We start from the raw sequence: 12,768 nt of genomic DNA, 5'->3' as shown, positions 1-12,768 counted from the left end.
GGCAATGTTTCACATCATAAAAAATAGAAAATACTGGTATATTATATCGCTATTGATTATTGTTCCGGGAATTATTTCCCTTTTTATTCAAGGGCTTAACTGGGGTATTGACTTTACCGGCGGTACGATTTTAGAAGTTAAATTTACAAAATCTGTTGTTTCGCAGGATATTCGAAATGTTATAACCCAGGAAGGAATTAAAGTTAGTTCGATTCAGTTAACGGGTGAAGGAAACTACTTAATCAGGACTGAGGAGTTAGATACCGCAAAACGAGATGCTGTAGTCAAGGCCCTGGAAAATGAGTTAGGACAAGTCGAAGTTTTACGTGAAGACCGGATTGGAAGTGTTGTTAGCCGCGAGTTGCTGCAAAAAGCTTTTTTGGCTTTACTAATTGCTTCGGTGTTAATGTTACTTTACATTACCTTTCGCTTTGAATTTTACTTTGGAGTTGCAGCCATTATAGCTTTACTCCATGACGTATTTGTTACCATCGGACTTTTCTCAATATTCCAATGGGAAGTGGACAGCAGTTTTGTAGCTGCGATTTTAACGATTATCGGTTATTCCATTAACGATACAATTGTTATCTTTGACCGTATTCGGGAAAATCTAAAAAAACGGGAAAAGGGAGAGGCCTTAGAGGATTTAATCAACAAAAGCTTGTGGCAAACAATGGCGCGCTCGATAAATACGGTATTAACGGTTATCTTTGTTTTAGTTTCTCTGCTGCTTTTTGGAGGATCAAGTATCAAAATATTTGTAACTGCCATGTTAATTGGGGTAACCAGCGGTGCTTATTCATCGATATTTAATGCAAGTCCTATCTGGTTTGATTTAAAACGTTTGAGTTCGAAGCGAAAAAGTTAAAGGTATCAAAATACGAGGGTAGAACCTCGTTTTTTTTTAAAGTTAAAAAATAAAAAGTAAAGTAAAAAGAGAAAGGGGTAATTAGATTGCAGGAAAAAGCTTTAATTACGGTTATCGGCGAAGATCGGGTAGGAATCATTGCTAAAGTGGCTACTCTTTTAGCCGAGGCTAACGTCAATATTTTGGATATTAGTCAAACCATCACCGGAGGACTTTTTACCATGATTATGATGGTAGATATTACTCATTGTAACCTTGAGTTTGAAGCGTTAAAAAAGTCTTTGAGTGACTTGGGAGAACAATTAAATTTAAAAATTGAGATTCAACATGAAAATATCTTTCGAGCTATGCATCGAATATAGGAGGGATTAAATGTTTAAGTTTGGGGAAATTTTAGAAACTCTTAAAATGATTCAGGAGGAAAACCTGGATATCAGAACGATTACATTGGGAGTAAGCCTTCTCGATTGTGTTGATAGCAGTATTGCGAAAACCTGTGAAAATATAAAGCAGAAAATCAGGGAAAAAGGGCAGTACCTGGTGGAAACTGCCAAGAAATTAGAGGTAAAGTATGGAATACCGATTGTCAACGCCCGGGTTGCGGTTACCCCGGTTTCGCTCTTGGCCGGGGGATTTACGGAAACCGAAACAATTAAAATCGGTTATGCTTTAGAAGAAATTGCGCAGGAGATTGGGGTAAATTTTATCGGTGGGTTTTCGGCGTTAGTACATAAGGGCTTTACGAAAGGGGACATAAATGTATTAAATACAATTCCCCGGGTACTGGCGGAGACGGAACGGGTATGTGCTTCAATTAATGTTGCTACTACCCGGGCGGGGATTAATATGGATGGAATCAATTTTTCGGCACGCATAATAAAGGAAACGGCTGAACGGACCAGCGAAAAGGATGGACTGGGATGTGCCAAAATTGTAGTTTTTGCTAATGCACCGGAGGATAATCCTTTTATGGCCGGAGCGTTTCACGGTGTGGGGGAAGCGGATTATGTTGTTAATGTTGGGGTAAGCGGTCCTGGAGTTGTTAAACGAGTGGTGGAAAAATTTCCTGGAGCGGACCTGGAGGAATTGGCCAATGAGATTAAGAAAACGGCCTTTAAAATAACCAGGGTGGGGGAGTTAGTCGGTAAGGAAGCGGCAAAAATGTTAGGGGTAAAATTTGGGATAGTCGACTTATCCCTTGCACCAACTCCAGCCATGGGTGATAGTGTCGCGGAAATTATTGAAGCTATGGGCTTGGAATATTGCGGTGCACCTGGTACCACGGCTGCTTTAATGATGTTAACCGATGCTGTAAAGAAGGGCGGGGCTATGGCGTCGTCTATGGTAGGTGGGTTATCCGGCGCTTTTATTCCCGTGAGTGAGGATATGGGGATGGTTCGAGCGGTTGAGGTGGGTGCGCTTAGTATAGAAAAATTAGAAGCGATGACTGCGGTTTGTTCGGTTGGCTTGGATATGATAGCAATCCCCGGTGAGACACCGGTTTCGACCATTGCTGGTATTATTGCTGATGAGATAAGTATCGGCGTTATTAATGGAAAGACCACGGCGGTACGCATTATTCCGGTTCCCGGAAAAAAAGCGGGTGAATATGTGGAATTTGGAGGTTTATTGGGCCGTACCGTCATAATGGATGTAAATCGGTTTAGCAGCGAAAAGTTTGTAATGCGCGGTGGTCGAATTCCCGCTCCTATCCAAAGTTTAAAAAATTAAGTAACCGGTTATAATAATTTTGAAAGTAGGGGTAAAGGTGGAGCGGGATAATATAGCCGAAGCTGCTGAGAAATTGGTAGTGAAGTTAGAACAGGTAAAAATCAAGGAATATGTTGAAATGTTAGAAAATCCCGGTAGACTTATTTTTTTAAATTTTCTTTTGGGAATTGGGCGGGGGATTGGGGCTGCTATTGGATTTTCTGTGGTAAGTGTAGTTTTAATTTACCTTTTAAAGCACTTACTGGTTTTGAAGTTACCGGTTATCAGTGATTTTATCGCTAAAATCATTCAGTTAGTTAATTTAAGACTTGGGTATTAAACGCAAAAAAGGAGTTAGTTTCTATGGATATTGCAATAGTTAAGAAAATGCTTTTAAAGCAAAAAGAGGAGTACGAGAAAAGACTTCAGGAGTTAAAGAAGGATAAAGAAAACCCTTTTTTTGAAACGACCCAGGAACTTTCCTTTTACGATAATCATCCCGGTGATTTAGGTAGTGAAAGTTTTGAACGAAGCAAAGACCTGGCTCTCATTGATAATCTAAAATTAAAGCTAAGGCAAATTGACGAAGCTATAGCCTTGATAAATCAAGGGAAATATGGTTTCTGTATAGATTGCGGACAGAAAATTCCCGTTGAAAGGCTTTTAGCCAATCCTGTAGCAATTCGTTGTCTTACCTGCCAAAGACGAGTGGAAGAAAGAACTGTACCTTCTATAAGACCGGTAGAAGAACAAGTGCTTTCACCTTTCATGGAGAAAATTAATCTTGATAATACTTCCCAAATACTTTTTGATGGGGAAGATTCCTGGCAGGCGGTGGCCAATTTTAATACCCGGGAAAATATTTTTTATGAAGATTTACCGCCCGAAGAAGAAAACAGCAGTACCGATGAGGTGGATTCTATTCCCTATGTAATTGGCGATGATGGAATTATATATCAAAACTTTAAAGGGGTAGATGATGAAAGTAGACCACAACACCGTTAAAAGTGGGGTTGACAAAGGTGGGGTATTTTTTACTGCTTTCTTTTGTCTTTTTTTTATTGGACCAATTGTCAAAATATTTTATTATAAAAAATTTTGCCCTGGGTCAATCGGTTAAAATACTCTCCTTCTTTAGCATTACCCATGTAAAAAATCCGGGGGCAGCCTTTAGTTTGTTACCCAATCAACGGGGAATATTTATATTAATAACCATTTTTGTTTTAAGCGGAATCTTAATTTATTTGGTAACTACCGGTAATAGAAATCGTTTTCTTTTAACATCATTAGCCCTTATTTTCGGAGGAGCCTTAGGAAATTTTTACGACCGCCTCACGCAGGGACAGGTGACGGACTTTTTGGATTTTCACTTCTGGCCTGTATTTAATTTGGCCGATAGTTTTATTACCGTTGGACTTTTGCTTTTTACTTATCAGTTTTTGCTGAAAAAGGAGTAGTAAAAAGAATGGATACAGAAATAAAAGTAATGGTAAATCCAGAGTACAGCGATTTACGATTGGATAAGTTTTTAGCTGAACAGGAAGAATTGGAATTATCTCGAAGTTTTATTAAGAAGTTAATTGAAGAAGGAAAAGTTACGGTTAATGGATTATGTCGCAAGGCAAGTTATAAAGTAAGGGGAGGAGAAATTATATCCGTCTTAATTCCTCCTCCCCGAGAACTTTCAGTTAAACCCGAAGAAATTCCGTTAGACATTGTTTATGAAGATGAGGATTTGGTCGTGGTAAATAAAAAAGCAGGGATGGTGGTACACCCGGCCGAGGGAAATTGGGACGGAACATTGGTGAATGCCCTTTTATATCATTGTCAAAATTTATCGGGCATTGGCGGAGTGCTGCGACCGGGTATTGTTCACCGTTTGGACAAAGATACTTCGGGTTTGCTGGTGGTGGCAAAAAATGATCTGGCCCATCAGTCTTTAGCAGAACAAATTAAAGCGAAAAACGCTGTTCGGGAATACTGGACAATTGTCCATGGTTATTTGAAGAATAAAGAAGGAATTATCGACCTTCCTATTGGACGAAATCCTAAAGATCGCCAGAAGATGGCGGTAGTTTCTAGTGGAAAACCGGCTCAGACGGTATATAAGGTTTTAGAAGAGTTTAATGGGGGATTTACCTTAATTCAGGCTAAACTTTTAACGGGACGTACCCATCAAATTCGGGTTCATTTTAGTTACTTGGGTCATCCGGTTTTGGGAGATCTAAAATACGGACCACAGAATAATCCTTTGGGGGTTAAAAGACAAATGCTTCACGCTATAAAGCTATCTTTTATTCATCCCCGTTCTGGAGAATTACTTGAGTTTACTGCTCCATTGCCCGAAGACTTTCAAAAGGTGCTTGCCAAATTAAGAGGTTAATTAAGAGATTTTTTCCATTCCTCTATTAACGGCTGGAGCTCTTTTTCCAGGTCATCGGGTAAATTAGTTACAGGATAGGTGGATAATTCTACTTTTTCGGTAATGTAAATGGGAGCTTTGAAATATATTGCGAGAGCTAACCCGTCATTAATACGGCAGTTATAAAACTGTTCTTTCCGACCTTTTTTTAAAGCTAAGACAGAAAATACTCTATCGGCGAAGATGTCGGTAATAGTTAACTCCTTAACTTTTAAATTATTTGTTTTGATAATTTCTAAAAGAAGATTATAAGTTTCCGGCTGTTCAGGAATAAAGTTTTCCAAAGAAAAAAGAATGGGTTCCAATTCTTTGGGAGTAAAAAATAAAGGAAGGACAAATTCCTGGTTTTCATCAACAAGTAAGACAACCGGATTCATATCGCTATCAAAGACTATTGTTTGGAACGCTACTTTTTTCATGATTGGTACCTCCTTCTTTAAAACATTTATTTTCGCCTTTTGTGAGATAATTTCCTTCTTGACAAAGAAAAAAAAAGTTGTTACTCTTAGTATAACTGAATGACCTTTAAACTGGTCCTGTGAGGCTAGTAAGGGTTTAATAAGGCAATACTAAACCTGCACACGCCTCACGTGTGCAGGTTTTAAATTTATATGGAGGGGTATAAATGGGTTTAAAGACTAAAGCTAAAATTATGGATGAAGACGGGATTAGGAGGGCTATACGGCGTATTGCCCACGAGATTGTGGAGAAAAACAATGGTGTAGAAAATTTAGGCTTAATTGGAATAAGAAGAAGAGGCGTGCCTATTGCCCGGAGGATAGCGGAGGAAATTAAGCAGTTTGAGGGGGTAGAGGTCCCTGTGGGGATCCTGGATATTACCCTTTATCGGGATGACCTTTCGTCGTTAAGCCATCAGCCGGTGGTACACCAAACGGAAATTAATTTTCCGGTAACGGGGAAAAAGCTTGTTTTGGTGGATGATGTTTTGTATACCGGTCGTACCGTGAGGGCAGCATTAGATGCCTTAATGGATTTAGGGCGGCCCATGTTAGTGCAGCTGGCGGTTTTAATCGACCGGGGTCACCGGGAAATTCCGGTTCGGGCCGATTATGTAGGTAAAAATGTTCCAACATCCAAAAAGGAAGTAATTCATGTGCATTTAGCTGAAATCGATGGGGATGAAGCGGTTTATATAATGGAAAAAGAAGACGAATAAATGGCGACCCTTTTAAATAGGTCCTGAGAGGCCTAAAAGGGGTTGACGGGTTTTGTTAACTCCCGGAGGCCTCCGGGAGTTTTTTTATAGGGAGGTAATAAAATGAAACGGAAGCACTTGCTTGGTCTTCAAGAATTAAGTAAAGAAGAAATTAATACTATCTTAGATATTGCCCGCCCGATGCGTGACATAATAATGCGGGATATAAAGAAAGTTCCAACATTAAGGGGGAAAACGGTTGCAACCCTTTTTTACGAACCTTCAACCCGTACCAGAAGTTCCTTTGAGTTGGCGGCCAAATTTTTAAGCGCTGACACACTAAGTATTAACGTTGGCAGTTCCAGTGTGCAAAAAGGGGAATCGCTCATTGACACCATCCGGACTTTGGAAGCAATGGGTGTTGAAATAATAGCCGTACGTCACCAGCAGTCGGGAGTTCCCAAGTTTATTTCTTTAAATACAAAAATGTCGGTTATTAACGCCGGGGATGGGTTTCACGAGCATCCAACCCAGGCCTTGTTAGATTTATTTACCATAAAGCAAAAGCTTGATAAAATTGAAGGTTTAAAAGTGGCAATAATTGGTGATATTTACCACAGCCGGGTGGCCCGCTCTAATATTTGGGGATTAATAAAATTGGGGGCAGAAGTAACCGTTTGCGGTCCTCCTTCTTTAATACCGGTGGAAATCGAAAAATTTGGGGTAAAAGTAGAAATAAATCTTCAGCGAACTCTGGAGTGGGCTGACGTTGTCAATGTGTTACGAATACAAAGAGAAAGGCAGGATGCAGGATATTTAACGACCTTAGATGAATATCGCGACTGGTATGGTTTAACTCAGGAAAAGCTTGAAAAATTAAAAGGTAAAAAATTGCTTATTCTTCACCCGGGGCCGATGAACCGTGGTGTAGAAATTGACGATTATGTTGCCGATGGCCCTAATGCGGTGGTAAATGAACAGGTTACCAATGGGGTAGCGGTTAGAATGGCGGTTTTATATTTATTAGCCGGAGGGAACGAAAGTGGGAATGTTGATTAAAAACGGTAATGTGGTAATGGTTGAAGACGGGAAAATAAGCAAAATGGATGTCTTGATAGACAAAGGTATCATAGCGGAAATCTCCCCTGAAATCAACCGCAATGATGTCGAGGTAATTGACATTGAAGAAAAATTTTTAATTCCCGGATTAATTGATATGCACGTTCATTTCCGGGATCCAGGATATACCCACAAGGAAGACATTCATTCCGGAAGTAAAGCTGCTTTAGCCGGGGGGTTTACCGGTGTTTTAATGATGCCCAATACCGACCCGCCACCGGACAACGCGACGGTAGTTTATTACTGGAAGGAGAAGAGTAAAAATATCCCCTTAAATATCCTTTTTTCGGGATGTATTACAAAAGGTAGAGCGGGGAAGGAGCTCAGTAAACTGCATGAATTAAAAGAAGCTGGTGTTGTAGCCATTACCGATGATGGGAACTGGGTTGCCAATGGTGCTGTATTCAGACATGCAATGGAATATGCTGCTGCCCTCGACCTCTTGGTAATTACTCATGCCGAAGAACCGACAATTGCCAACCGGGGAGTTATAAATGAAGGTTACTGGTCAACCGTACTGGGGTTAAGGGGAATACCCAAAGCTGCGGAAAATGTAGCAATATACCGGGACATTGAAATTGCCAAAATAACTGGAGCAAAACTTCATGTTGCCCATTTAAGTACCGCTGAAGGGGTGCGGCTGGTTGCGGCCGCGAAAAAACTTGGCCTCAAAGTAACGGCTGAGGTTACACCCTATCATTTAGTTTTGACCGATGAAGCTTTAGCCGGGTACGATACTAATTTAAAAGTAAATCCTCCTCTGCGCGAGGCAGAAGAGCAGAAAGCTTTACTTAAAGGTTTGTTAGAAGGGGTAATAGATGTTATAGCTACTGATCATGCTCCCCATGCTTCCTATGAAAAAAATGTGGAGTTTAACGATGCACCTTTTGGGATGGAAGGATTAGAAACGGCTTTTCCGGTGCTTTATACCGAACTGGTGCTGACGAAAAAGATTACGTTAGAAAAGCTCCTTTTAAAAATGACGGTTAATCCAGCAAAAATTTTGCAGCTGCCAAAGCAGGGAGATATAAAAAAGGGAAATTATGCAAATTTAACAATAATAGATCCAAAACTTACCTTAAAGGTAAGCGAAGAGTTGCTGGTTGGAAAGTCAAAAAATAATCCTTTTCTCGGGAAAACATTAACCGGTTGGCCAGTAATGACCATTTATCAGGGTATAGTGGCCTATCAGCGACTATTGAAAGGAGTGCAGTAGCTTGCCAAAAGGGATACTGATTTTAGAAGACGGATCTTGCTATGAAGGAGAAATTTACGGGTATGCTGGGGAAAATTTTGGGGAAGTAGTTTTTAATACGGGAATGACCGGCTATCAGGAAATATTAACCGATCCTTCCTATGCCGGACAAATAGTTGTCATGACTTATCCATTAATCGGTAATTACGGTTTTATACCCGAAGATAAGGAACGGGAAAAAAGCTTTGTACGCGGGCTGGTGGTCCGGGAATTGTGTGATTTTCCCAGTAACTGGCGTCAAAAAGAACGATTAGAACACTTTCTTAATGAGGAAAAAATTGTTACTTTAGCGGGGGTCGATACCCGGGAAATTACCAAGAAATTACGCTTGTACGGAGTTATGAAAGGAATCATTTCCGCTTTTCCCGAAAAAAGGACGGAATATCAGGAAAAAGTTAAGCTGCTCCCGGATATTTCCGGACAAAAACTTGCCTACCAGGTAGCGGGAAGTGAAGTCCTTTATTATCCGGGACAAAAACCGCGGGTGGTACTGGTGGACTACGGGGCCAAAAATAGTATTTTACACTCTTTGTTAAAAAGGGGAGCAGAGGTTTATGTTGTACCTCCCCTGATGCCTGCCGAACAAATATTAGCCTTAGGTCCCCAGGGGGTAGTACTTTCTAACGGTCCTGGTGATCCGGCGGATTTACAGGAAAGTATTTTTATCATCAGGCAATTAATCGGCAAGCTTCCCATTTTAGGAATATGTCTTGGGCATCAACTTTTAGCTTTGGCCCATGGGGCTCAAACCTACAAACTAAAATTTGGCCACAGAGGTAGCAACCACCCGGTAATCGAAACGGAAAGTAAAAGAGTTTTCATAACTTCTCATAACCACGGTTTTGCTGTGCGGGAAGAAAGCTTAGTTGGAACAGGGCTTGAAATCTGGTTTCGCAATTTAAATGATAATACCATTGAAGGCCTGCGAAGTAGACATGATAAAATTCTTTCGGTACAGTTTCATCCGGAGGCGGCACCGGGGCCCAATGATGCAGACTTTATTTTTGATTTGTTTTTAGAAATGATTGACAAGGGGGACGGCTATGCCTAAAAGAACAGATATTCAAAAAGTTATGGTAATTGGTTCAGGACCAATTGTCATTGGACAAGCGGCGGAATTTGATTATGCTGGCACCCAGGCCTGCAGAGCTTTAAAAGAAGAAGGATATGAAGTGGTGCTGGTCAATAGTAATCCGGCAACAATTATGACCGATGCTAATATTGCCGATAGGGTCTATATTGAACCATTAACTGTTGAATTTTTAGAAAAAGTAATAATTCAAGAAAAGCCGCAGGGAATAGTTGCTACTTTAGGAGGGCAGGCCGGTTTAAACTTAACGGTAGAATTGTTTGAGCGAGGAATTTTGCAAAGGGAGAGCGTTCAGATCCTCGGAACGCCCTTAGATGCTATCAAAAAAGCTGAAGACCGGGAGTTATTTAAGGAAACCATGCTCGCCATTGGCGAACCGGTACCGGAAAGTACCATTGTAACCAATGTTGAGGATGGCCTTAAGTTTGCGCGCAGTATTGGCTATCCGGTAATAATTCGTCCTGCCTATACTTTGGGAGGTTCCGGTGGCGGAATTGCCCATAATGATGAAGAGTTTAAGGAAATTTGCCAGAGAGGTCTTAAGCAAAGTTTAATTCAACAGGTTTTGGTAGAAAAAAGTGTTGCTGGCTGGAAGGAAATTGAATACGAAGTTATAAGAGATGCGATGGATAATGCCATTATAGTTTGTAACATGGAAAATATCGATCCGGTAGGCGTGCATACCGGCGATTCAATAGTGGTAGCTCCTTCCCAGACTTTATCCGATAAAGAGTACCAGCTTTTGCGCAATGCTGCGTTAAAAATAATTCGGGCTCTTAAGATAGAAGGGGGCTGTAATGTTCAATTTGCTTTAGATCCCAAAAGTTTTAAATACTATGTTATTGAAGTAAACCCGCGGGTTTCCCGTTCCAGTGCCCTGGCGTCAAAAGCTACCGGCTACCCTATTGCTAAAGTTGCTGCAAAAATTGCGGTGGGTTTAACTTTACCGGAAATACCTAATGCGGTAACCGGTAAAACCACAGCAGCTTTTGAACCGGCTTTGGATTACGTGGTGGTAAAGATTCCCCGCTGGCCCTTTGATAAGTTTCGGACGATGGATAAAAGAATCGGTACCCAGATGAAAGCCACGGGAGAGGTAATGGCCATAGATCGAACTTTTGAAGGGGCATTGAACAAAGCATTACGTTCCCTGGAAATTGGAGTTTATGGCCTTTCCAAGAAAGGTTTAGACCTTACAAGGCTTGAGGAAAAGTTAAAATACCCCGATGATGAACGGCTTTTTTACCTGCGGGAAGCGATAATTCAGGGTTATAGCCTTGAAAAGCTTTCGGAAATTACGGGGATTGACCAGTTTTTCTTAAAAAAGATTGAAAATATTGTACGTTTTGAGCAAAAAATCGCCCGCGAAGACCTAACAGCAGAACTTTTATTAGAAGCAAAGAAAATGAATTTCTCCGATAGGGAAATTGCGGCACTTAAAGGCTTAACGGAAGGGGAAGTTCGAAATTTAAGAGAAAAATACGGGGTAAAACCGGTTTATAAAATGGTTGACACCTGTGCCGGGGAATTTGAAGCCAAAACTCCGTACTTTTATTCAACCTACGAAAAGGAAAATGAAGCCAAGGAAACTTCAGGCAAAAAAGCTCTTGTATTGGGTTCCGGACCTATTAGGATAGGACAGGGTATTGAGTTTGACTACTGTTCGGTACATGCGGTCTGGACCTTAAGAGAGGAAGGGTACAAAGCAGTAATTATTAATAACAACCCCGAAACGGTCAGTACCGATTTTGACACTTCCGATCGCCTTTATTTTGATCCCTTAACCTTTGAGGATGTCAAAAATATCATTGATCATGAAAAACCGGAAGGAGTAGTTGTACAGTTTGGAGGACAGACTGCCATAAATTTAGCTAAACCCCTTGCTCAGGCAGGGATCAAACTGTTTGGCAGCGGTGTAGAGGCTATTGATACGGCCGAAGACCGGCAAAAATTCGACGCTTTTTTAAACTCCTTGGGGTTAAAACGACCTGCCGGTAAAGGTGTTTTTGCTATTTCGGAAGCCGTACAAACGGCTAAAGAAATTGGATATCCGGTGGTGGTTCGCCCATCTTACGTTTTGGGTGGCCGGGCCATGGAAATAGTTTATAATGAAGAGGAACTAAAAAATTACATGAAGTGGGCAACCCAAATTTCTCCTGAGCATCCGGTTTTAATTGACCGTTACTTGGAAGGACTGGAAATAGAAGTGGACGCGTTAGCGGATGGGAAAGAAGTGTTTATACCGGGGATTATGGAGCATATTGAACGGGCGGGAGTTCATTCCGGAGATAGTATAGCTGTTTATCCAACATTACATTTGGATGCCGAGATGATCGATAAAATTTACGAGTATACCTGTAAAATTGCTTTGGGCTTGGGTATTAAAGGACTTTTAAATATTCAGTATGTGGTTTACGAAAACGAACTATATGTTCTTGAGGTTAATCCCCGGGCAAGTAGAACGATACCGTTTTTGAGTAAAATAACCGGAGTTCCCATGGTTAAAATTGCTACCCTGTTATCCTTAGGGAAAACCTTACGAGAAGTTGGTTATCAGGGAGGAATTTTACCCACGAGAAATTTATGGGGTGTAAAAGCTCCGGTATTTTCCTTTGCCAAGCTTACCAACTTAGATGTAAGTTTAGGACCGGAAATGAAATCGACGGGAGAGGTCATGGGAGTTGCCCAAACTTTTCCCGAAGCATTGTATAAAGCTTTGATTGCTTCGGGAATTAAAGTTCCATTAAAAGGAACCGTCCTTGCTACAATTGCCGACCGGGATAAGGAAGAAGCATATTCTATCATTAAAAAATTTGCCGATTTAGGGTTTAGAATTTTTGCCACCGAAGGAACGGCAAACTTCCTGACAAGCAAAGGGTTAGATGTGGTTAAAGTGAAAAAACTTTCGGAGGGAACGTATAATATTCTTGACTTACTGCGGGATGACCAAATTCAATTGGTGATCAACACGCTTACCTCTGGAAGTCAGCCGGAAAAGGAAGGCTTTAGAATTCGCCGTACTGCTGTTGAGCTGGGTGTTCCGTGTCTTACATCCTTAGATACGGCCCGGGCGATGGCCAATATGCTGGAGTATTTAATCAACAAAGAAGAAGAAATTAAAGTTTATGCCCTTCAAGATTATCATTAA

13 protein-coding genes are annotated in these 12,768 nt (G+C 40.9%); 12 read left to right on the top strand and 1 reads right to left on the bottom strand.

The features are described from left to right. Positions 1–4: 4 nt before the first annotated feature. The 7 genes from secF (at position 5) to ciss_RS05095 (ending at position 4,961) form a co-directional block, all read left to right on the top strand. Complete coding sequence (gene secF, locus ciss_RS05125) at positions 5–868, top strand: protein translocase subunit SecF (protein WP_075865222.1); 864 nt, start codon at positions 5–7, stop codon at positions 866–868. An 86-nt stretch (positions 869–954) separates the two neighbouring features. Then, a complete protein-coding gene (locus ciss_RS05120) occupies positions 955–1,230 on the top strand; it encodes an ACT domain-containing protein (RefSeq protein ID WP_077177452.1) in 276 nt (91 codons plus the stop codon). A gap of 10 nt (positions 1,231–1,240) precedes the next feature. Then, positions 1,241–2,599 carry a PFL family protein gene (locus ciss_RS05115; RefSeq protein WP_075865220.1) on the top strand — a complete coding sequence of 453 codons (1,359 nt, stop codon included), beginning with the start codon at positions 1,241–1,243 and terminating at the stop codon, positions 2,597–2,599. Between the two features lie 37 nt (positions 2,600–2,636). After that, positions 2,637–2,918, top strand: coding sequence for a DUF5665 domain-containing protein (locus tag ciss_RS05110; RefSeq protein WP_075865219.1), 282 nt, complete (start codon positions 2,637–2,639; stop codon positions 2,916–2,918). Between the two features lie 23 nt (positions 2,919–2,941). Next, positions 2,942–3,583 carry a yteA family sporulation protein gene (locus tag ciss_RS05105; protein ID WP_075865218.1) on the top strand — a complete coding sequence of 214 codons (642 nt, stop codon included), beginning with the start codon at positions 2,942–2,944 and terminating at the stop codon, positions 3,581–3,583. Between the two features lie 17 nt (positions 3,584–3,600). Continuing rightward, positions 3,601–4,035 carry a signal peptidase II gene (gene lspA / locus ciss_RS05100; protein ID WP_075865217.1) on the top strand — a complete coding sequence of 145 codons (435 nt, stop codon included), beginning with the start codon at positions 3,601–3,603 and terminating at the stop codon, positions 4,033–4,035. Positions 4,036–4,043: 8 nt separating this feature from the next. Then, positions 4,044–4,961, top strand: coding sequence for an RluA family pseudouridine synthase (locus ciss_RS05095; RefSeq protein ID WP_075865216.1), 918 nt, complete (start codon positions 4,044–4,046; stop codon positions 4,959–4,961). Here the strand turns inward: ciss_RS05095 and ciss_RS05090 are convergent. Continuing rightward, complete coding sequence (locus ciss_RS05090; RefSeq protein WP_075865215.1) at positions 4,958–5,419, bottom strand: bifunctional nuclease family protein; 462 nt, start codon at positions 5,417–5,419, stop codon at positions 4,958–4,960. The genes ciss_RS05095 and ciss_RS05090 overlap by 4 nt on opposite strands. Before the next feature lie 206 nt (positions 5,420–5,625). Between ciss_RS05090 and pyrR the strand changes: the two genes are divergently transcribed. The 5 genes from pyrR to carB all read left to right on the top strand — a co-directional run bounded on the left by pyrR (position 5,626) and on the right by carB (position 12,768). Beyond that, positions 5,626–6,177: a bifunctional pyr operon transcriptional regulator/uracil phosphoribosyltransferase PyrR gene (gene pyrR / locus ciss_RS05085; RefSeq protein WP_075865214.1), complete on the top strand. Its 552-nt coding sequence runs from the start codon at positions 5,626–5,628 to the stop codon at positions 6,175–6,177. 102 nt (positions 6,178–6,279) lie between these two features. Beyond that, a complete protein-coding gene (locus tag ciss_RS05080) occupies positions 6,280–7,215 on the top strand; it encodes an aspartate carbamoyltransferase catalytic subunit (protein ID WP_075865213.1) in 936 nt (311 codons plus the stop codon). Next, positions 7,205–8,491 carry a dihydroorotase gene (locus ciss_RS05075; protein ID WP_077177461.1) on the top strand — a complete coding sequence of 429 codons (1,287 nt, stop codon included), beginning with the start codon at positions 7,205–7,207 and terminating at the stop codon, positions 8,489–8,491. The genes ciss_RS05080 and ciss_RS05075 overlap by 11 nt, the downstream gene beginning before the upstream one ends. A 1-nt stretch (position 8,492) precedes the next feature. Continuing rightward, positions 8,493–9,581 carry a glutamine-hydrolyzing carbamoyl-phosphate synthase small subunit gene (carA, locus tag ciss_RS05070; protein WP_075865211.1) on the top strand — a complete coding sequence of 363 codons (1,089 nt, stop codon included), beginning with the start codon at positions 8,493–8,495 and terminating at the stop codon, positions 9,579–9,581. Further along, positions 9,574–12,768, top strand: a complete 3,195-nt coding sequence (gene carB / locus ciss_RS05065; protein WP_075865210.1) for a carbamoyl-phosphate synthase large subunit — start codon at positions 9,574–9,576, stop codon at positions 12,766–12,768. The genes carA and carB overlap by 8 nt, the downstream gene beginning before the upstream one ends.

It is taken from the genome of Carboxydothermus islandicus, from assembly GCF_001950325.1.
Classification (GTDB): domain Bacteria; phylum Bacillota; class Z-2901; order Carboxydothermales; family Carboxydothermaceae; genus Carboxydothermus; species Carboxydothermus islandicus.
The sequence above is the reverse complement of the archived record's forward strand: the minus strand, read 5'-3'. Positions and strand labels throughout refer to the sequence as shown.

Bases quoted from the DNA above. Each gene is read 5' to 3' on its own strand.
- ciss_RS05115 (WP_075865220.1), top strand. From the start codon at position 1,241: ATGTTTAAGTTTGGGGAAATTTTAGAAACTCTTAAAATGATTCAGGAG.
- carB (WP_075865210.1), top strand. From the start codon at position 9,574: ATGCCTAAAAGAACAGATATTCAAAAAGTTATGGTAATTGGTTCAGGA.
- pyrR (WP_075865214.1), top strand. From the start codon at position 5,626: ATGGGTTTAAAGACTAAAGCTAAAATTATGGATGAAGACGGGATTAGG.
- secF (WP_075865222.1), top strand. From the start codon at position 5: ATGTTTCACATCATAAAAAATAGAAAATACTGGTATATTATATCGCTA.
- ciss_RS05080 (WP_075865213.1), top strand. From the start codon at position 6,280: ATGAAACGGAAGCACTTGCTTGGTCTTCAAGAATTAAGTAAAGAAGAA.
- ciss_RS05075 (WP_077177461.1), top strand. From the start codon at position 7,205: ATGTTGATTAAAAACGGTAATGTGGTAATGGTTGAAGACGGGAAAATA.
- ciss_RS05095 (WP_075865216.1), top strand. From the start codon at position 4,044: ATGGATACAGAAATAAAAGTAATGGTAAATCCAGAGTACAGCGATTTA.
- ciss_RS05105 (WP_075865218.1), top strand. From the start codon at position 2,942: ATGGATATTGCAATAGTTAAGAAAATGCTTTTAAAGCAAAAAGAGGAG.
- ciss_RS05090 (WP_075865215.1), bottom strand. From the start codon at position 5,419: ATGAAAAAAGTAGCGTTCCAAACAATAGTCTTTGATAGCGATATGAAT.